This window comes from Algibacter sp., from assembly GCF_039977455.1.
Classification (GTDB): domain Bacteria; phylum Bacteroidota; class Bacteroidia; order Flavobacteriales; family Flavobacteriaceae; genus Algibacter_B.
Window position 1 is genome coordinate 1 of sequence record NZ_JBDWDG010000026.1, and the last position, 20443, is coordinate 20443.

15 protein-coding genes and 1 tRNA gene are annotated in these 20443 nt (G+C 33.3%); 1 reads left to right on the top strand and 15 read right to left on the bottom strand.

Annotated elements, in window-relative coordinates; translation table 11 throughout:
• Positions 1-48: 48 nt before the first annotated feature.
• The 7 genes from ABJM36_RS12890 to ABJM36_RS12920 all read right to left on the bottom strand — a co-directional run bounded on the left by ABJM36_RS12890 (position 49) and on the right by ABJM36_RS12920 (position 9137).
• A tRNA-Met gene (locus tag ABJM36_RS12890) sits at positions 49-121 on the bottom strand.
• Positions 122-240: 119 nt separating this feature from the next.
• Positions 241-423: a CPXCG motif-containing cysteine-rich protein gene (locus ABJM36_RS12895; RefSeq protein WP_348451909.1), complete on the bottom strand. Its 183-nt coding sequence runs from the start codon at positions 421-423 to the stop codon at positions 241-243.
• A gap of 66 nt (positions 424-489) precedes the next feature.
• Positions 490-1314, bottom strand: a complete 825-nt coding sequence (locus ABJM36_RS12900; RefSeq protein WP_348451910.1) for a Two component regulator three Y domain protein — start codon at positions 1312-1314, stop codon at positions 490-492.
• Positions 1315-1502: 188 nt separating this feature from the next.
• The gene (locus ABJM36_RS12905; protein WP_348451911.1) at positions 1503-2825 is read right to left on the bottom strand and encodes a TolC family protein; all 1323 of its coding nucleotides are present in this window, start codon (positions 2823-2825) and stop codon (positions 1503-1505) included.
• The gene (locus tag ABJM36_RS12910) at positions 2815-6012 is read right to left on the bottom strand and encodes an efflux RND transporter permease subunit (RefSeq protein ID WP_348451912.1); all 3198 of its coding nucleotides are present in this window, start codon (positions 6010-6012) and stop codon (positions 2815-2817) included. The genes ABJM36_RS12905 and ABJM36_RS12910 overlap by 11 nt, the downstream gene beginning before the upstream one ends.
• A 2-nt stretch (positions 6013-6014) precedes the next feature.
• Positions 6015-7148: an HlyD family efflux transporter periplasmic adaptor subunit gene (locus ABJM36_RS12915; RefSeq protein ID WP_348451913.1), complete on the bottom strand. Its 1134-nt coding sequence runs from the start codon at positions 7146-7148 to the stop codon at positions 6015-6017.
• A gap of 78 nt (positions 7149-7226) precedes the next feature.
• Positions 7227-9137 (bottom strand): ATP-binding cassette domain-containing protein, encoded by a 1911-nt coding sequence (locus tag ABJM36_RS12920; protein WP_348451914.1) that lies wholly within the window; start codon positions 9135-9137, stop codon positions 7227-7229.
• Between the two features lie 86 nt (positions 9138-9223).
• Between ABJM36_RS12920 and ABJM36_RS12925 the strand changes: the two genes are divergently transcribed.
• Positions 9224-9607, top strand: coding sequence for a DUF983 domain-containing protein (locus tag ABJM36_RS12925; RefSeq protein ID WP_348451915.1), 384 nt, complete (start codon positions 9224-9226; stop codon positions 9605-9607).
• 172 nt (positions 9608-9779) lie between these two features.
• Here ABJM36_RS12925 and ABJM36_RS12930 read toward each other — a convergent pair whose 3' ends face one another.
• The 8 genes from ABJM36_RS12930 to ABJM36_RS12965 all read right to left on the bottom strand — a co-directional run bounded on the left by ABJM36_RS12930 (position 9780) and on the right by ABJM36_RS12965 (position 20398).
• A complete protein-coding gene (locus ABJM36_RS12930; RefSeq protein ID WP_348451916.1) occupies positions 9780-10823 on the bottom strand; it encodes an FAD-dependent oxidoreductase in 1044 nt (347 codons plus the stop codon).
• Positions 10824-10936: 113 nt separating this feature from the next.
• The gene (gldN, locus tag ABJM36_RS12935) at positions 10937-11827 is read right to left on the bottom strand and encodes a gliding motility protein GldN (RefSeq protein WP_348451917.1); all 891 of its coding nucleotides are present in this window, start codon (positions 11825-11827) and stop codon (positions 10937-10939) included.
• Between the two features lie 71 nt (positions 11828-11898).
• Positions 11899-13461, bottom strand: a complete 1563-nt coding sequence (gene gldM / locus ABJM36_RS12940) for a gliding motility protein GldM (protein ID WP_348451918.1) — start codon at positions 13459-13461, stop codon at positions 11899-11901.
• A gap of 61 nt (positions 13462-13522) precedes the next feature.
• Positions 13523-14164 (bottom strand): gliding motility protein GldL, encoded by a 642-nt coding sequence (gene gldL / locus ABJM36_RS12945; RefSeq protein ID WP_348451919.1) that lies wholly within the window; start codon positions 14162-14164, stop codon positions 13523-13525.
• 82 nt (positions 14165-14246) lie between these two features.
• Positions 14247-15617 carry a gliding motility lipoprotein GldK gene (gene gldK / locus ABJM36_RS12950; RefSeq protein ID WP_348451920.1) on the bottom strand — a complete coding sequence of 457 codons (1371 nt, stop codon included), beginning with the start codon at positions 15615-15617 and terminating at the stop codon, positions 14247-14249.
• Between the two features lie 158 nt (positions 15618-15775).
• Positions 15776-16942, bottom strand: a complete 1167-nt coding sequence (locus ABJM36_RS12955) for a formimidoylglutamase (RefSeq protein ID WP_348451921.1) — start codon at positions 16940-16942, stop codon at positions 15776-15778.
• Positions 16943-16948: 6 nt separating this feature from the next.
• On the bottom strand, positions 16949-19468 hold the full coding sequence (gene topA / locus ABJM36_RS12960; RefSeq protein ID WP_348451922.1) for a type I DNA topoisomerase: 2520 nt from the start codon (positions 19466-19468) through the stop codon (positions 16949-16951).
• A gap of 144 nt (positions 19469-19612) precedes the next feature.
• Positions 19613-20398: a hypothetical protein gene (locus ABJM36_RS12965; RefSeq protein ID WP_348451923.1), complete on the bottom strand. Its 786-nt coding sequence runs from the start codon at positions 20396-20398 to the stop codon at positions 19613-19615.
• Between the last annotated feature and the right edge of the window lie 45 nt (positions 20399-20443).

Here is a 20443-nt window from a genome sequence, read left to right on the forward strand (position 1 = left end):
ATTTACTGCATAAAAAAAGAGTAACCATTTCTGATTACTCTTACTTAGTAGCGGGAACTGGACTCGAACCAGTGACCTTCGGGTTATGAGCCCGACGAGCTACCTACTGCTCTATCCCGCGATATAATCTTGAAATAACTGACTTAGCTTTTAACTTCCGGTTCATAATGCCGACCAATTTATTTCCGACTGCAAATATACACTGTTTTTACGTTTCTACAAACATTATTTCATAAAATATTATTGATCAATGCTATTCGCCTGAAACACTGTCAATTCAGAATTTATAAACTGAGTAGTAATCTGAATTGGGTTACAGCAAACTTCGCAATCTTCAATATAAGTTTGATTATTTACCGAAGTATCTAAGAGCATCGAAATGGTTTCCCAACAATGTGGACAGGTAAAATAATGTTCTATCATTTTTTAAAAATAAAAAAACCATCACAAATGTGATGGTTTAATTCTAACTAAACTATAAAAACTATATTATTCCTTTTCAATATCCATTGTTGCCGTTGCATTTTGTAATTCTAAATGCATTAACGTAGGTGGGTTTTTACCAGAAACACTAATATACTGTTGGTTTAAGTTATTATCACTCACCATCATTGTATTTAGCTTTGTTAAATTCATAAATTCTTTAGGTAAGTCTCCTGAAAATTGATTTGTCGATAATAACAACTCTTCTAAATCTTTTAATTGTGCTATTTCTGCTGGAATTTCACCATCCATTTTGTTATCCATTAAGCTTAGCTTTTGCAATTTTGTTAATGCATAAATCTCGGTTGGAATTTGTCCTGTTAAAAAGTTACTTCCTAATAAAAGCTCTTTTAAATTTGTTAAACCCATTAGTGTACTTGGAATTTCTCCCATAAACTTATTACTATACAATTTTAAAGATTCTAATTTTTTTAATTCCCCAAGTTCAGAAGGTATTTCTCCTTCAAAACGATTCATAAACAACTGTAAGTCTTTTAACTCCTTTAATTGTTTAATTGAAGAAGGTATTGTTCCGTTAAGTTTGTTAAAACCTAAATTTAAAATTTTTAAACTAGTTAGGTTTCCTATTTCGCTTGGTAAAGGTCCATTAAGGTTATTAAACTGAAGATTAATTTCTACAACGCGTTCATTCTCTATTTTTACTCCATACCAAGTATCGATAGCTAAATTTAAATCCCAAGAGGAATTCCATTCTGCTCCATTAGTTGAATTATACAATGCTATTAACGCATCTTTATCTGATGTTGAAACGTTAGCAAAAGAATATGCTGATACTAAAAAACAAATTGCTATTAATTTAAGAGTTTTCATAATTACGGTTGATTCGGGGGTTAATTACTATACGAAGATAGCGCCGAACTAGATAAAAAACTATTTTTATCGTTGAAAAGCACATAATTTTAACATTTCCATTTCGATGAATAGATGAAATACATACTTAACCTTGAATAAAACCACAAATCAAAAAACCGTAATACTCTAATTTTAAATAATTTAACCTAAAGCGCTACATTTAAAATCTCCCCACTTAATTGAAGAACAGTCAACTCCGCTAATTTTGCGTTGTATTTTGCCTGATTTCGACTTAACTCTGCATTTAACAAATTAAGTTGAGCTTGACGGAATTCTATAGAAGTAACTTGACCAAGTTTGAATTTTTCGTGAGTCCGATTAAAATTATTTAGTGCTGTTTTAATATTATCTTCTTGAACTTCAAAAACGACTAACTTATTCTGATAGTCATCCCATGCATTATTGAAATTACGTTCTACATCAATATTAAGCTGTTCTTTTTGAAGTTTTTGATTTTCTAAAACAATTTTAGAGTTTTTTACTCGCGTTAATGTTCCACCACCATCAAATAAATTCCATGATAGATTCAATCCTCCCGAAAATCCGGATGTAGTGCTTTGAATTGTAAATGCTAAAGGATTATTATCCGTTGAAGATTCATTCCAACCATAAGACCCGATTAAACCTATTGTAGGTAAAAGCTGAGCCTTATTGGTTTTAATATCGTATTGACTGATATTTATATTACGATCCACCTGAAGTAAAGACACGTTATTAGCTTTTGTTTTCTCTAAAAGTTTATTTTTATTTAATGCCAATAAAAAACTTAAATCTGTATCTACATTAAAACCGTCGCCCATTTGATTTCCCAGAACAACGTTTAAATCCCGTTTTGTATTTCGTAATTGTTGTTTAGCATTTATAAGATTAATACTATCATTATTAATATCAACTTCTGCATTTAAAACGCTTAACTTAGTACTTTGCCCAAAATCAAATTGGTAACTAGCTCTTGCTAACCTATCTTTAGAAATCACTAGAGTTTCCTCTAAAGCATCCGTGTTTTCTGATAGTTGAGCTACAGAATAATAAATAGAAAACAATTGCAGCATTGTTTTTTCTATAGTCTCACGAGCTTCTAGCTCAGATAATTGGTATTCTTCCTTTAAACGCTTGTAATTATATAATCGTCCTAATCCATCAAACAACGTATAATTTAAATCTAACGATGCATTATACCTACGTGTTTCCACACCATTTGTTGCAACAGGATCTCCTTCAACACGCTGTCCTTCTGTGTCTTGAACATCAATACTTGCGCCGGCATTTCCAGTAAGTGTGGGCAAATACCCTGAGTTTAAAACACCAGTATTATTTTCTGCTACTTTTACAGTGTTATTAGCTATTTTAATTCCGTAGTTATGCTCTAAGGCGAGCTTTATGGCTTCATCTGTTGTTAATACTTGTTGTGCATTAACTATTAGGCCGAAGAAAAACAACGCGTACACGCTATAAATTTTAATGTTCATTTTCTTCATTTTGTTCTTTAATTGCTCGTTCTACTTCTTCTTTTGTAACATGGTTACCTGTAGCTAACCATTTTCCTTTTTGTTTTATGCTATTACTAAAGGATAAAAATAAGGGTAATACCAAAAGGGTTAAAACGGTAGCATATGCAATTCCAAAAGAAATTGAAATGGCCATAGGTTTTAAAAATTGTGCTTGTCTACTTTTTTCTAACAATAGAGGCGCTAAACCTGCTACTGTAGTTAATGAGGTTAGAAAAATGGCTCTAAATCGCGATTTACCCGCATCTAAAAGGGCATCATCAAATTTTAAACCTTCACGTAAATTGGTATTAAATTTACCTATAAACACCAAACCATCATTTACCATAATTCCAATTAAAGCAATAATACCTAAAAGAGATAAAATATTTACTGAAAAACCAAGAATCCAGTGTCCCCAAGCAACCGCTGTTAAACTAAAAGGTACTAAAAGCATTAACAATAAAGGTTGACTATAACTTCTAAACGTAAATGCAATAACAATATAAATTAGGAATAAGATAGGAATTCCCGCTTTTGCTAATGAACTGTTTAATTTCTCTTTTTCTCTATTTTGACCTTCAAAAGAAGCAGAAATGGTTGGGTACTTCGATTTTAAATCCACCATAGTTACATTCTTTAAATCAGCTAAAATATCGGTGGTACTTGTACTTGGGTCCTTTAAATCGGCAGAAACCTGAATTTCTCTCTGACCATCCAAATGATTAATTGCAACGTCTCCTCTTTCTATACTATAAGTGGCAATATCTTTAAGGGTTACGCGCTCTCCCGTAGGAGTAACAATACGCATTTCATCAAGATCGTTTATGGACGCTCTATTGCTTCTGTCGTAACGCACCCAAACTCGAATCTCATCTTGCCCACGCTGAAAACGCTGTGCTTGAGTACCAAAGAAACCAGAACGTACTTGCGTCATAACCGTACTTAAATTTAAACCTAGTAAGTAGGCACTTTCCTTAAGTTCTATTCGAATTTCTTTAATGCCTGCAGGGTCATTATCTTCTATATCTTTCAATAAAGGATTTGATGCTAAAACCTCTTTTAATTCAATTTTAGCAGCTTTTAGTTCTTCAATATTATTCCCTAGTAATGATACAGAAACAGGACTACCACCAAAATTACCTCCAGAACCAAAAATTAAACGTTCGGTGCCTATTACAGGTCCAACCAATTCTCGCAATCTATTGGCTACTAATGCAGATTTTATTGCATCAGGACGCTCTTCTCCTGGTAATAAATTTATATCTAACCTAGCACTTGAACTGCTACTAATAGTCAAAATAGTATTTTCAAAGAGTTGCTTATCGGTGTCTTTTAAATACTTTTCTGTTAATTCTTGATTAACGATAAACGATTTTTCTTCTATCATAGAAATAATAGAATCGGTTACCTTTTCATTGGTTCCGTTTGGCATATCTAATTCTATAGATACTCTATCACTGGCTACCGAGGGAAACATGGTAACACCAATAATACCACCTCCAATGGCTCCAAAAGTTAAAATTAACAAGGCTACAAAAACACCAAGAGAAAGGACTTTAAAATTTAAAACAAAGGTAATGGTTGGGGCATATAATTTATCACGTAAAAAATTCATGAAATTATCCCCCATCTTATTAATTACCCGCATTTTAGAAAAGAATTGCTTCATTTTAGAAGGATTTTCTTCTTCTACTTGCGGATGTAATGCTTTTGAATGCGCCAAATGGGCAGGCAAGATGATTAAAGCTTCAACCAAGGACACCACTAAAGTAAGTATTACAATGACTGCAACTTCACTAAAAAACTCCCCAATTCTGCTATCTAAAAACAGAAAAAGTGAAAATGCCAAAAGTGTTGTAATTATAGCAGAAACTACAGGTGGAATAACTTCCATAGTTCCATCAATAGCTGCTTGTACTGGCGACTTACCTTTTTCGTAATGTTGGTAAATATTTTCAGCAATTACAATACCATCATCTACCAAAATACCAATTACGATTATCATGCCGAAAAGCGATAGAACATTAATAGTCACATCAAATTGAGCAGCAAAAATAAACATGCCTAAAAATGAAATTGGTAACCCAAAGGCTACCCAAAACGCTAACCGTGTATTAAGGAATACCGATAAAAACAATAATACTAATAACATACCTACTATAGCATTTTCTGCTAATAAATCTGTACGTTGGTTTAAGGTTTTAGATAAATCTCTAACCACATCCAACCGGACATTATTATGTTTTTGATTATAACTTTCTATATATGCTTTTACTTTATCTGCTGAAGAAATTAAGTCTTCAGAATTCGTACTTGTTATTGATATATTAACTGAAAGTTTTTCATTAAAATATGTAGCATTTGGTGTTTCTGAAAACCGATCACGAATAATGGCTACATCTTTTAATCGCACCACTTTGCCATCATTTGAAGCTTTCACAACAATATTAGAAAGTTCATCACCATAATAGGAGCGGTTATTTGCTCGAATAAGATACTCTTCTACATCTGTTTTAATAGTACCTCCGGTTGTTAAAATATTTGCTCTACTCACCGCTTGAGAAACCTCACTAAACGTTAAGTTATAAGCTAATAATCTCGTTTCGTTTACTGCTATTTCAATTTCTTCGTCCGGATAGCCAGAAATAGCTATCTGCGAAATGCCGTCCATAGCTCTTAGGTCGTTTTCAACCTCTCTACCAATTTGTTTTAATGTGGCAAGTGGAATATTTTCACCACTTAAAGCAAAGGAAATGGTTTCTCTTACCGCTTCTTGTTTTGCAACTATTAATGGTTCCATGCCAGAAGGAAAAGAAGGCACACGATCTACGGCATTTTTAACCTCCAACAGCATGAAGTCAATATTCTCATCTTTTTCAATTTCTACTGTAATGGTTCCGCTGTTTTCTCTAGATACCGAAGTAACTCTATCGATACCTTTTAAGCCTTTTAAGTTGTCTTCTATTTGAAGCACAATACCCTCTTCAATTTCCTGCGGTGATGCTCCAGGATAGGTAACACTAACATTAATAATTTTAGAATCTGTTAATGGAAAAAATGAAGATTTTAAAGATGTAACTCCAAGAAAACCAAAAACAATAAAAGCGATAATAAAAATATTAACAGCTACGTGATACTTAATAAAATACTCTATAAGTTTTCTCATGCTTATTGTTGATCTTTATTTTCTGATAAATTTTTAAAAGGCTTAACAAGCATGCCTGCGTATGCACCAGGAACAGACTTTTTAAGAATTACTGTACCATCTGGCACTTCTTTTAAAACCACCTTAGTATCAGAAAAATAAATTGATTTTGCAGGTATAACATCTAATAAACTATCTTTAACAATAAAAATTTCGCCAGTTTCCGATAGCAAATTACGATCAATCTCAATAGCGTTTGGCTCTTCTTTTACATTTAATTCGGCCTCTAGATACATCCCTTCCTTTAAAGCTTCATGTTTAACATCAATATAAGCCGTAATGGTTTGTGTTGTGGCGTCTATACTACCATTTACACGAGATACTTTCCCCGTATAAGTTTCTGTTTTATCTAAATTGGTAAGCTTTACAGATTCACCTACTTTTAGTAAGCTAGCATAAGTTTTACTTAATGCCACTTCCATTTCGTAAACCGATGTATCAATAAATTCTCCGAGTTTTTGACCACTTCTAATTAATGAACCTTCGGTAACTAAAGCCTCGGTTAAAATACCAGTAAACGGTGCAGAAATAGTGTATTTGTGCAAGCGCTGCTCCAAGTTTTTCACATTATAATAACTAGATACAATACCCCGACCTGTTATAAAGTAGTTTTCCTTTTCGGAAGTCATTTTCGGTAATTCTGGAGTAATTTTACTTAAATCGAAACCATTAAGATAGTCTTGCCATTTTTGAAAAACCTCAGGAAAATCTAAGCGTAAATCGGGCATAATGGCGGCAATAGCATTATATAAATTACTTTTAGCCGACTGAACACTTGCGTAATACTCATCAGAATTAATTCGAATTAAACTTTGACCTTTAGTATATTTTTGTCCCGGTCTAAACAGAACATTTGATGTTTTAAAAATACCTTGAACCTCCGAGTATAACTCCACTCTACGTTTAGCTACCAAGCTTCCGTTTGCAGGTAAAACAATTTGAATAGTTTGGTTTTTAACAGTATCGGTAAACACCGTTTTTACAACCTTTTCCTTAACTGGCTTAGGTTTATGTTTATCCGCAATAAGTTTTTTTGCAAATAAAAACGAAAGTACTATTAGTAGAATTCCAATTACGGAAAGTATAATTTTACGCATACACAGAGTTTTGATGGTATGACAGCAAAATTAGCTTATAGTTTAGGCGATAAACGTTAAAGAAAACATAAAAAATTCCTAATTTTCGAACTCTTCAATTTCTAGCTGAATATCCTCCCATTTCTCCATAAATCGCTGTAAATCCGCCTTCTTTTTTTGATAATCATCAAAAAAATTAGGCTTAGAGGTCACTTCTTCATAATTAATTTCAAGCTCTAAATCAATAGCCTTTATTTTGCGTTCTAACTGATTAATTTTAGACTCAACATTACTCAATTTATTATTAAGCGATTTTAATCTCTTTTGTTCTTCGTAAGACTGTTGTTTTTTAACCTTTGGCGTTTCTTTAACTACCGTACGTTTTTCAACCTCTCTTAAATTATCAACTTTTCGTTTTTCAAGATAATAATCAATATCTCCTAAATACTGTGTTAATTTATGATCTTTAAATTCATAAACTAAGTTGGTTAAACCTTGAAGAAAATCACGATCGTGAGACACCAAAATTAAAGTCCCTTCAAAACGCTTTAATGCTTCCTTTAACACATTTTTAGATTTAATATCTAAGTGATTCGTAGGCTCATCCATAATAAGCACATTAAACGGTTGCAACATCAATTTAGCTAAAGCCAAACGGTTACGCTCTCCTCCTGAAAGTACCCGCACATATTTTTCGACCTCGTCTCCTCTAAATAAAAACGACCCTAAAATATCACGCACCTTGCTACGATTGGTTTCATTTGCAGCATCAATCATAGTATCTAAAACGGTTTTATTACCATCCAAATATTCTGCTTGATTTTGAGCAAAATATCCTATTTGAACGTTATGCCCCAGTTTTAATTCACCCTCATATTTAATATCGCCAACCATTATTTTGGCTAAAGTCGATTTTCCTTGTCCGTTTTGACCAACAAAAGCCGTTTTACTATTGCGCTCTATAAGTAAATCAACCTCTTTTAAAACTTCATTATCACCATAGCTTTTAGAGATTTTATTGGTTTCAACCACAACCTTACCTGGCGTTATAGAAACCGGAAAATTTAAAGTCATAACACTATTATCATCTTCATCAACCTCAATCCTATCAATTTTATCAAGCTTTTTTATAAGTGATTGTGCCATGGTCGCTTTTGAGGCCTTAGCCCGAAACTTCTCAATTAATTTTTCGGTTTGCTCAATTTGCTTTTGCTGATTTTTTTGAGAGGCTAATTGTTGCGTTCGCAATTCTTCACGTAAAATTAAAAACTTAGAATACGGTTTAGGGTAATCGTAAATTCTACCTAAAGAAATTTCAATAGTTCTGTTAGTAACATTATCTAAAAACATTTTATCATGCGACACAATAGCAACAGCACCCGCATAATTTCTTAAAAACCCTTCCAACCAAATAATAGATTCAATATCCAAGTGATTGGTAGGCTCATCTAAAAGTAAAATATCGTTACTCTGCAGTAATAATTTTGCCAACTCAATACGCATACGCCATCCGCCAGAAAAGGTATCGGTAAGTTTATTAAAATCTTCACGTTTAAAACCTAAACCCTGAAGAATTTTTTCAGTGTCACCTTGGTAATTGTAACCACCTTGTATTTCATATTGATGTTGAAGTTCGTTTATATCAATCATCAATTGGTTATACGCTTCACTTTCATAATCCGTACGTTCAGCCAATTGTGTATTAACAGCTTCCATTTTGGCTTCAAGTTCTTTTATTTCCGTAAACGCTTCATACGACTCTTCTAAAACTGTTCTACCTAAAACAAAATCGATATCCTGCTTTAAAAACCCAATTTTAAGATCTTTATCTGCAGCAATTTGCCCAGTATCAGGCTCCATTTCCTTCGATAAAATTTTGAGCATTGTAGATTTACCTGCTCCATTTTTACCAATAAGCCCAATTCTATCACCATTACCTAGTTTAAAAGTTATGTCTTCAAAAAGGTACTCGCCTTGAAAAGAAATCGATAAATTATGGATATTCATCATAGAATTGTAGCTTTTATCACAATACGTTATTAATAAAAACAGTATTTTTGTATTGCAATTTCGCATGCAAAAGTACATTAAATTATATGTTTAAAAAAGGATCAAAATTATATAGTGTTTTTACCGGAACATGTCCTAAGTGTCATGAAGAATCTATGTACGTAAACACCAATCCGTATATTTTAACCGAAGCATTAACGATGAATGAAAAATGTAGCAATTGTGGTACAAAATATAAGATAGAACCCTCCTTTTTTTATGGGGCTATGTATGTTAGTTACGCCGTGGGTATTGCTTTTGCTTTTGCTGCTTTTATTATTAGTCTTTACGTTTTTAACGCTAGTCTTAATGGTATTTTTATTTCTATTATAGCCACCCTTGTCGTATTTATGCCAATAATTATGAGGGTTTCAAGAAATATTTGGATAAACTTTTTTATGAGTTACGATAAAACCTTAAAAAAGAAATAATTTTTTGGCGCCTGCCGGCAGACAGATTCCCCATAACGGATCGCGCTTGGAACCTGTCTTGAGCGAAGTCGAAAGCTTACAAGCCCTCGCCCCTCCTAGGTCGGGCTGTGGACTATTATTAAACTCATGAATATAAAAATTGCACTACAATCCCTAGCCCGTTTATAACAACTTACAAAGTAAAACGACTAATATCAACCTCTTTTTCAAGGGCTTCATTATGCTCAATAAAATTAAAAAGCTGTTTGGCTACATAAGGGCCAATCATAACCCCACGTGTACCAAGTCCGTTTAACACAAAAAGATTTTTATGCATGGGATGTTTGCCCACTAACGGCCTTCTATCTTTTACCGTTGGTCTAATTCCTGCCACCTGGTGCACAACTTTATACGAACAGTCTATTAGTTTATTCAACTTTTCTAAAAGCGCATCCTTTGCTTTTTTAGTAGTATCATAACTTAAGTCTTTCCATTCATAAGTGGCACCAACAATATATAACTCATTACCCAACGGAATTAAAAACACGCCTGCTTTCAAAACAAAATCAATATTTAAATCGGGAGCATGTATCGTTAACAATTCCCCTTTTGCAGGATTAAGAGGTAACATATTAAAAAACGGATTAAAACGTATACCAGAGCCTTCCGCGAACACAATATACTTCGCGGTTATATCTTTATACCTTACGGCTTCATCAGTACTATGTAAGTTTTCATAGTTAAAAGCAGATTCAATCAAGCAATTAGCGTTTAAAAGCTCGGTTTTATATCCTTTTATCATAGTATTAACATCAATCCTTCCTGTTTCTAACACTTCACCAAAACCAAAAGGAGCATCGATGGCCATATTATTATTTTTAATAATATTTGCAGAAAGGTATCTTGACAACAAAGGTTTATCCGAGGCAGAAAACCAATCATTTTGTTCTTCTAGCGAGGCAAATTTTCTTAAAACGGGGACTTTATAATCCAGTTTCAGTTTTAATCTTTTTTCGATTTGTTTATAGAGTGGTAACGCAATATCTAACTGCTCTGTACTTTTCCAAACCGATGTAAAACGTTTTAGGACCACAGGATTATATAGCCCACCGGCAACTGTTGATGATTGCTGAGACTCATCATCAAAAACCACAAACGATTTTCCATTTGCTCTTAATTGCTCGCAAAAACTTATTCCTGCAATTCCAATACCTACAATAATATAATCTACTTCCATAATGGGGGTAAAGATAGTTAGAATGTTTAAAAAGTTTCTATGTTGTTTTACCCATAAAAAAACGCCCACTTCAAAAAAGTGGGCGTTTTTAATATATTATAGACTATTATGGCTTAATAAGTCCACATATCCAATTCAAAATCTCTAATCTTATCCTTGATTCTTTCAGATTCAAGTAATTGCATTAAAGCATTTTGAGATACATATTCTGTAATCGCTCTATCATTTTGCACATTTTCTTCTTTAAAAATATAACCTTGAAAGCGTCTTGCATTCAACACATGATCAAAAGAAAACGGCATAGAACTATTTTTGTTATTAAAAGATTTTGCTTCGTGAAGCACTTCTCTAGCATCTGGGAAAAACACCCAAAATAAAGGTACCAAATCCGGTTCAGAGTCATCAATAAAATTAACATCTGGAGCTACAGGAGCTATTCCTAAAAGTCTGTATTTCATTTCGGCTTGACGCTTATCAAAATACCAAAGACCTTTAATATGATATTCTTTAATATCTGCAGCTGTAATTTCTCTTTTGTTAATATATTCGGCAGATAAAGCCTCACCAGCATTTAATTGCTCAATACCATACTCTGTAGTATCAATCATAGTTAATGCTCCTTGAATATCCTTTAAAGTACGTTTTGTGGTAAAATAAGAATCATCGTAAATGTTTTTTATTTTTCCATTTTTAATGTTTTTCATAAGCACGTCATACAAGGACCTTCTATCACTACCAATATTATTTGTATCTATTGGGTAGTAAAGCGGAAAGTTTGCGCGCTCATCAAGCACTATTTTTTCCCAGGTCATTTTAGAAAACAGAATATCTCTATCGTCAACATAACCATATTCTAATGGTTTATCATTGTCAACTGCTTTTTGAGATTCCGTTCTTACTCCAATTTCATCAGGACTTTTAGCATTAAGAATATTAGCTTGTGCAAATAGACTTGAAACTGTTAAAACAGTAGCAACGGTTAATAAAAAACTTTTTACGTTCATCTTAATTTTTATTTTACATTCTAATTGTTCGAGATACTCTTTGTTTGTTTAAGAATATCTCGAACAGTGTTTTAATTTGTAAGTTCAACAAAAACTGGTGATACTTTTTTAAGTATAACACTTACACCACTAGCTTTTGCTTCAATATCAAATATTTGAACTCCAGAGCCACGTTTAGCTTTTGCTAAAGCTGCCTGAGCTCTACTATCTAACTTATTTCCTCTAACATTTATTGTAGGTTGTCCAGGAACTTTAAATTTAAATCCAGTAACTCTTAATGGTAATTCGAAATCGAAATCTTCAAACTTAGCACCAATAGTAGAAATTTTAAGACTATTACGTTGCATTTTTAATGCACCATCTTCACCTCTAATTGTACCTGTTGGTTTTGGTAAATCTTTAATTCTGAATTTAGCATTATCTGTTACTTTTCCTCCATCAGGTAGTGTACCCGTTACATTAATAGTAACTTCTCTACCTTGAATTTTGGTGGCATCCATAACATAACTACTACCAGACCCCTTAGATAAACCTTGTGCACTAGCCGAAACTTTATTATCTGGAACACCAGCAAATGAAATGGTCATTGGGTTTTTAACACCTCTATAAACTACATTCATTTTATCAGCTGAAATAGTAGCCGAATTTGGTTTTGCAACGGTAGCAAATGATGATTTTACAGGTACTTCAATTTCTTCACCATCTTGAGCGAAGATTAATTTACCTTCAATTTTATGTTCACCAACTCCACCTGTTCCAATTTTCAGCTTCACTTTACCATCTTCGATAGTATATTGCTTTTTAGTTAGTTTTCTGCCATCTAAAGTTAGTTCAACTCTACTTGGTTTTGTAGATGCATCTTTACGACCTAAAACGATTTGTCCATCAAACTGCTCACCGTTAAAGTAAGCTGACTTAGACGTTTCCATTAAAGTAGTATAATTTGTCATAGACACTTCACTAGAAAGTGTTCCTGCCAACATATTTGATAATATTTCTGATTCGGTAGTTTTAATATCTGACTGTAATTGCGTCATTTTAGTTAAAGAGGCTACTAAAGGATATCCTTTATAGTGATAATCCAACCAGTCAACTTTAATACCATCTCTGTTTTTAACTTCGGCAGTACTAAATTTATCGTTCACTTGTTTTATTACAGACTCCATACCATTTTCGCCAGCTAAGATATTAGCAACACCTTCTCTAAAGCCTTTCATATGAGCTAAAAACTCTTTTCCTTCTTTTGTAACAATTCCACCTTTAAAGAAATTTTGATCTAGGTAATCACCTTTATCCATTATCTCATAATCGGTCTTATCATCAACTTTAGCGGTCATTTTTCCTTTTAAATCCTCTAAATATGCATCAAATTTATGCGCTAAATCATCAATTTGATCCGCCTTAGCTTTTAAAGGCTTGTATTTTTCTGGTTGATCTTCTGCCTTTACATCTAAACTTGCAACAAAACTAGCATTTCTTGCTTCCGTTGCCAGATTAGATTCTGTAAGTTTTTCGTTCATTAATCCGAAGGCCGATAGCACTTCTTTTGACATATTTAAAGCTAGCATCGCTATAAATATTAAATACATCAGATTAATCATCTTCTGTCTTGCTGATAAATTATTTCCTGCCATGATAATTAGGTTTTTTTGGGGTTAATTAAATTAATTTGGGATTATTTATTAACGCTCCTAATTATTTATTCATTGCAGATAACATTCCGCCGTACACACCATTTAATGATGACAAGTTAGATGCCAAAGATTGCATTTGTTCTTTTAATTTTGCTGCATTTTCAACAGACTCTTCATTGATAGTTTGCTGTTTAGTAGCACTATCTAATTGTACTTTATATAAGCTGTTTAATGATTCCATTTGAGCAGCTGCTAATGATAATTCCTCACCATATTTCTTAGAAGCTTCAACAGAATCAACTGTAGACGACATGTTTTTTGCAGCGCCTTCGAACCCTCTGATGCTTTCACCTAAACTAGCGATTAATTCGCCATCAATTTTAGCTTCTTTTAATAAATCATCTAATTTTTGAGATAATAATCCTTGAGCATCTTCACTTCCTGCGCCACCTTTAACACTAGCTTTTCCTCCAGCTAATTCTGGATATACCAATGACCAATCTAATTCGTCATCAACAGGTTCAAACGCTGATAATGCGAATATAATTGCCTCGGTTACAAGACCAATTGTTAACATAACGTTACCTGTTAAAGGTCCGATTTCAAAGTGTATAATTTTGAATAGTGCACCAACAATTACAATTGCTGCTCCTAGTCCATACGCCATGTTCATGAATTTCTTACTTGCTTTTGACTTTGCCATAATTTTCGATTTTAGTTTTAAGTAGGTTTTTTCTACTTAAGTAGGTTAATAGTATTATTACTAATTGATTTGGATTAAACTTTTATTGACCGTTACTAGTTACTTGTGTCCCCATATAATCTTGAACGGTTCTGAATCCTATATAACTCCTTGCGGAATCAGCATATTCATAATCTCTTGAACTTACTTGTAAAAAGTAAGCTACATCTTTCCACGATCCACCTCTTACAACTTTTCGCTTATTATCACTATCATTTACACTAGGGTTTATACTAGATGTATATTCATAAGATGAAGGGTCATAAGATGCATTAACCCATTCTGATACGTTACCAGCCATATTATATAAATTATAATCATTTGGTTCGTAAGACTTAGCTTCAACCGTGTACAGCGCTTGATCTGCTGCATAATCTCCTCTTACAGGTTTAAAGTTTGCCATAAAACAACCTCTATCACTCTTTGTATAAGGTCCACCCCAAGGGTACGTTGCGGCTTGCAAGCCACCACGAGCAGAATACTCCCACTCCGCTTCAGATGGTAATCTAAACGTGTTTACTAATTGAGCACCTTTTTTAGATTTTTGGTAAGAGTTTTTATTAATTGTTCTCCACTCACAAAATGCCTTTGCTTGTTTCCAAGTAACACCTACAACAGGATATTCGCTATAAGCATCATGCCAGAAATAATCGTTGTGCATTGGCTCATTATAAGAATATGCAAAATCTCTAATCCAAACTGTAGTATCAGGGTAGATTTCTAATTCTTCTTTTATTATAACATCGCTACGTTTAACACCTCTATTTCTTGCAGCTTCTTGAATATCCATGTGGCTGTATTGGAATTTAAATTTAGTCACATCCCAAGTACGTTGTCCATTGTACGATTCTTCCAAAGGTAGATACATTGTATCCATAACTTCGGCATAGTATTCATCTAAATATTCTGAAGTATCAAAAATTAGATCGATGTCTTTGTTTATTTTTCTTCCTTCGTAACCTGTTGGTCCTAAACCTGTATAGTTATCATACATGTATTTTTCATAAACCGACATGTTTTCTGGATCTGCATCACTAAACGCAAATTCTCCAATGGTACCTTCATCAGCAGGCGTTAAACCAACCTCGTCTGCCAATACGGCTAATTTCATTCTAACAATAGAATCTCTTACCCAGTTTACAAACTGGCGATATTCGCTGTTTGTAATTTCTGTTGCATCCATATAAATGGCTCTTACAGTAACAGTTTTCGAAGGTGCGTCTTGCACACCAGCAAGATCATCATCCGCTTTACCCATTATAAATGCGCCTCCAGGAATAAGCTCCATACCATAAGGCTTCTCTGGATGCCACTTTTTTCCTTGAACACCAACTAGTTCGCCTCTATCTTTAGAGCCACAACTTGCTAGCATTGCAAAAACTGAGGTTAACAATATAAACTTCTTAATATTCATAGAAAACTTGAGGTTAATTATTTTAAGCTTCATTATTGAGAGCGTAAACATATTTATATATTTTTAATAAAACAACTTTTTATCCAAAAAAATAACATTTCATCGTAAAAATTTAGCTTTTAATCGATGAAAATGGTATTTCAGCTAAACTTCATTTCTTAAACACTATTCTTTTTTAATGCTTTATACCATCTTTCTGGTAATTCATTATTACAGGCATCTAGGTAATCTTGATGCATGCATGGTAATAACGTATGTCTTTTTAATTTATTATTAACATTTGATAAAAAAGGAATTTCTATCCACCATCTTCCAGTTTTATTACTTTTATAGAAAATCAACTCCTCTGATTCCACTAAAGTAATGAATTTCTGATAATTGTTGTCATCTAAAAAATCATCATCGTTAACCCTGTAGTTAACCCCTTCAATAAAATACCATAGCATTTGAGCCACTAACATAGAGGTAAGTTCATCGTCCTTTGATGGCCTATATTCGTAAATACCAAAGGAAGATACTTTATTACTAATACCAGAATAACGCGCTATTGCACATATTTCCTTTCCATCTAAACCGTTTGGCGAGTATTTTTGTTTTGAACTTACTTCGGAGCCTTTTACTGAAGATAGATCAATACTAACAATATTAGCATCCCTTAAGGCTGGCTCAACAATAGTTATATCGTTAGAAACTGTACCAAGTCTATAGGATTCGAAATATAAATTTTCCATCAAATCTATTTCTTCTTGCGAATTGAAATACGTTTGATAGCCAACGGTAGCATAATTAAACAAGTTATAAGGCTGATCTAATATAATTTTACCAACAAAACTATTGTTTTTCATTGGTTTAGTGGAATCTCCTAAATTAAATTGGGAATCTACATTTACGATATTCACCATAGGAATTAAATTATCGTAAGCCCTATAGTTTGCATAAGTTAAATCTTGCGAACCACCTAATATAATTGGAATCACATCTTTTTTAACTAAAATAGTTATAACTTCTCTTAAGGCAAAATACGTATCTTCTACACTTTCTCCTTTATCAATATCGCCTAAATCTGCTATAGACGTATTCCAACTACCTGGAAATAGACTGTAAAACGACCGCCTTATTTCGTTAAGATGAATTTCTTCGCCTATATAATTAACATCATTTCGATTTTCTAGAACCCCTAATATGGCAATTTTTACACCTTCGAGATCCGGGATTCCGTTTTGAGCCGAATGAATTTTAATTTTCCGACCAAGTGCTTGCGATGACAAAAGCTCGTTATGAGCAAGTACTGATTCTGAAACTGGAGTTAAAAAATTAAAATTCATTTATTTTTATTTCTTTTTTGCTGCTGGCTTTTTTTTAGCTGGTGCTTTCTTTTTGGCCGCAGTTTTTCTTACTTTCTTTTTAGGCGTATTAGCTTCTATAATTGCTTTTGCCTCTTCTAAGGTCATATCGCTAACATCGACAGTTTTTGCCAATTCAACCTTTACCTTACCTTTTAAAACATTATGTCTGCCCCATCGTGCTTTTTCAACGCGAATGCCTTCATCTTCCCAGTTATGGATAACCTTGTCAATCTCTTTTTGAATTTTTGTTTCAATTAATTCAACAATTTCATCATCAGATAAATTATCCCAATCGTATTTTTTGTTTACGTTAATAAACATATTGTTCCATTTAATAAAAGGTCCAAATCGCCCTTTACCTTTTTGCACTGGCAAATCCTTATACATGTATATCGGAGCATCTGCTTTTTGTTTCTCTTTAATTAAAACAATAGCATCGTCTAACTCCACACTTAAGGGATCAGTACCTCTAGGAAGCGATACAAAGGCATCACCAAACTTAACATAAGGTCCAAAACGTCCGTTATTCACCATAACTTCTTCGTCTTCAAATTTACCTAGTGTTTTAGGCAGCTGAAACAAATCCATAGCTTCTTCGTAAGTAATGGTATTTAATTGTTGATCAGGACTTAAACTAGCAAATTGCGGCTTCTCCTCATCATCAACAGTTCCTATCTGCACCATTGGCCCAAACTTACCTAAACGTACGCTTACACGTTTTCCTGTTTTTGGATCTTCACCTAAAATACGTTCTCCAGATTCTCTATCGGCATTTTCTTTAACATCTTCAACTACAGGATGAAACTCCTTGTAAAAAGACTTCATCATCTCGGTCCAGTCTACATTTCCTTCGGCAATTTCATCAAAATCTGCTTCTACCTTCGCCGTAAAGTTATAATCTAAAATAGCATCAAAATGATTTACCAAAAAGTCCGTTACAATCATTCCAATATCCGTTGGCACTAATTTACCTTTATCTGACCCTACTTTTTCGCTTAAAGTCACATCTTTAACTATCCCTTCCTGCAAAGTAAGCTGTGCGTAACTTCTTTCAACACCTTCAACCGTACCTTTTTCAACATAATTTCTATTCTGAATAGTCGAAATAGTTGGCGCATAAGTAGACGGACGTCCAATACCTAGCTCTTCTAGTTTTTTAACTAAGGAAGCTTCTGTAAATCTAGCCGGCGGACGTGTATAACGCTCAGTAGCCGATATGTAATTATTAAGCAATGTCTCGTTAGTTTTCATTGCCGGCAACATACCGTCTTGCTCTTCATCTTCATCATCAGTACCTTCTAAATACACTTTTAAAAAGCCATCAAAAGTAATAACCTCTCCATTTGCTGTAAATGTTTCTTTATGTGTTGAAGCACTAATTTTAACATTAGTTCTTTCTAATTCGGCTTCACTCATTTGAGATGCTATGGCACGTTTCCATATTAAATCGTATAAGCGCGCTTGATCTCTATCTATATTAACAGAATGGGTTGCAAAATTAGTTGGACGAATGGCCTCATGCGCCTCTTGAGCACCTTTAGCTTTACCTTTATAATTTCTTGGTTTACTATAAGAATCGCCATAAGCATTAATAATTTCTGCTTCGGCTCCTTTTTTAGCTTCGTCTGATAAGTTTACACTATCAGTTCTCATATAAGTAATTAAACCTGCTTCGTATAGGCGTTGCGCCATGGTCATGGTCTTACTTACTGAAAAATATAATTTTCGTGATGCTTCCTGTTGTAATGTTGAAGTTGTAAACGGTGCTGCAGGCGATTTTTTTGCTGGTTTTTTAGTTAAATCGGCAACTTTAAAATCGGCTGAAGCATTCTGCTCCAAGAATTTTTGAGCTTCGGCTTTTGTTGAAAAATTCTTTGGAAGTTTCGCTTTAAAGGTTTGGCCGTCTTCATTTGAAAATTCGGCATCTATTCTATAAGATCCAACCGGTGTAAACCCCTGAATTTCTCTTTCTTTTTCAACAATTAATCTTACAGATACAGATTGTACACGACCTGCAGACAAACCGCCTTTTACTTTTCTCCAAAGCACTGGAGACAACTCGTATCCCACAATTCTATCTAAAACACGACGCGCTTGTTGCGCATCAACCAAATCGTAATCAATACTTCTTGGGTTCTCAATAGCTTTTAAAATAGCTCCTTTAGTAATTTCGTGAAAAACAATACGTTTTGTTTTGTCTTTATCCAATTTTAAAGTTTCGGCCAAGTGCCATGCAATAGCTTCTCCCTCTCGATCCTCATCACTTGCTAACCAAACCATTTCGGCTTTTTTAACTAAGTCTTTCAGTTTTTTAACAACTGCTTTTTTATCTTTAGAAACTTCATATTTGGGTTTAAAATCACCATCAACATCAACCCCTAATTCTTTGGAAGGTAAATCGGCAATATGCCCAAAACTTGATTCTACTTTAAAATCTTTTCCTAGAAATTTTTCAATGGTTTTTGCCTTTGCAGGTGACTCCACTATCACTAAATTCTTCGCCATACTTCATTTTTTGAAGCTACAAATGTATATCAAAAAAAGTTTACCTGTAGCATTTTATGGATTAACTGTGTATTATTTAAACAGAAAAACCTGATTTAAACATAGTAAAATCAGGCTTTTCCGTAAAAATGAAATTTATTTTTTTTATTCTATTGTTGTCGTTCCAATTTCATCAATAGCACTATGCTTATCAAATCCTATTACATTTTTATAAATTAAATATATAGGATGGTAAGTAAATGCCGAGGTAAACAACAAGCCTATACCACATAATAAATACCCAACTAAATTCGCTAACAATGCCGAAACAATTATTAAACCAAATGAGATTAGCCATTTTTTATGCCCCAATTTAAAACTTACTTTTATAATTTCCCCCACTGTTAAATCTGGATTAAAAGCAAAAATTGCCACAAAAAACGACAAAGGCACCATAGTATATATTAAAGGAATATAACACAATAAGGCCGATGGTATTGCTATACCAATGGTTGCAAGCATTATCATAAACGTTTTTCCTAAATATTGCTTTTTAACAAAGTAGAAGAAATCTGGAGTTAGCACTTGCTCATTATTATCAATCTTTCTCATAATTCTATAAAAGCCAGCATTAATTGCAAACGTAACAGATCCTAAAACTAGTACAGCAACAACAACAAACAAAATATACAAAGCAGACATACCTTCAAAGAATCCTTCCATACCATTAGTATCGACATAACCATTTTCTTGTTGTGCCAAAACCATACCTATTAATGGAATATAAAATACAATTATTAATGGTAACATTATTAACATGGTAAACAAAACCATTAAAAACCCTTGTAACCACGTTTTTTTAAACAACTCTATAGAATCACTAAAAATAATTCCAAAATCTAGATCTTTAGCACCTTCTATTTTACCTAATAGCGTATCAATAACATTCATTTTTTAATAATTTGGTTAGAAAAACTGCAAATTTTCAGACTTGCA

Bases quoted from the DNA above. Each gene is read 5' to 3' on its own strand.
- ABJM36_RS12955 (WP_348451921.1), bottom strand. From the start codon at position 16,942: ATGAATTTTAATTTTTTAACTCCAGTTTCAGAATCAGTACTTGCTCAT.
- ABJM36_RS12930 (WP_348451916.1), bottom strand. From the start codon at position 10,823: ATGGAAGTAGATTATATTATTGTAGGTATTGGAATTGCAGGAATAAGT.
- ABJM36_RS12925 (WP_348451915.1), top strand. From the start codon at position 9,224: ATGTTTAAAAAAGGATCAAAATTATATAGTGTTTTTACCGGAACATGT.
- gldM (WP_348451918.1), bottom strand. From the start codon at position 13,461: ATGGCAGGAAATAATTTATCAGCAAGACAGAAGATGATTAATCTGATG.
- gldN (WP_348451917.1), bottom strand. From the start codon at position 11,827: ATGAACGTAAAAAGTTTTTTATTAACCGTTGCTACTGTTTTAACAGTT.
- ABJM36_RS12915 (WP_348451913.1), bottom strand. From the start codon at position 7,148: ATGCGTAAAATTATACTTTCCGTAATTGGAATTCTACTAATAGTACTT.
- ABJM36_RS12910 (WP_348451912.1), bottom strand. From the start codon at position 6,012: ATGAGAAAACTTATAGAGTATTTTATTAAGTATCACGTAGCTGTTAAT.
- ABJM36_RS12965 (WP_348451923.1), bottom strand. From the start codon at position 20,398: ATGAATGTTATTGATACGCTATTAGGTAAAATAGAAGGTGCTAAAGAT.
- ABJM36_RS12895 (WP_348451909.1), bottom strand. From the start codon at position 423: ATGATAGAACATTATTTTACCTGTCCACATTGTTGGGAAACCATTTCG.
- topA (WP_348451922.1), bottom strand. From the start codon at position 19,468: ATGGCGAAGAATTTAGTGATAGTGGAGTCACCTGCAAAGGCAAAAACC.
- ABJM36_RS12900 (WP_348451910.1), bottom strand. From the start codon at position 1,314: ATGAAAACTCTTAAATTAATAGCAATTTGTTTTTTAGTATCAGCATAT.
- gldK (WP_348451920.1), bottom strand. From the start codon at position 15,617: ATGAATATTAAGAAGTTTATATTGTTAACCTCAGTTTTTGCAATGCTA.
- gldL (WP_348451919.1), bottom strand. From the start codon at position 14,164: ATGGCAAAGTCAAAAGCAAGTAAGAAATTCATGAACATGGCGTATGGA.
- ABJM36_RS12905 (WP_348451911.1), bottom strand. From the start codon at position 2,825: ATGAACATTAAAATTTATAGCGTGTACGCGTTGTTTTTCTTCGGCCTA.
- ABJM36_RS12920 (WP_348451914.1), bottom strand. From the start codon at position 9,137: ATGATGAATATCCATAATTTATCGATTTCTTTTCAAGGCGAGTACCTT.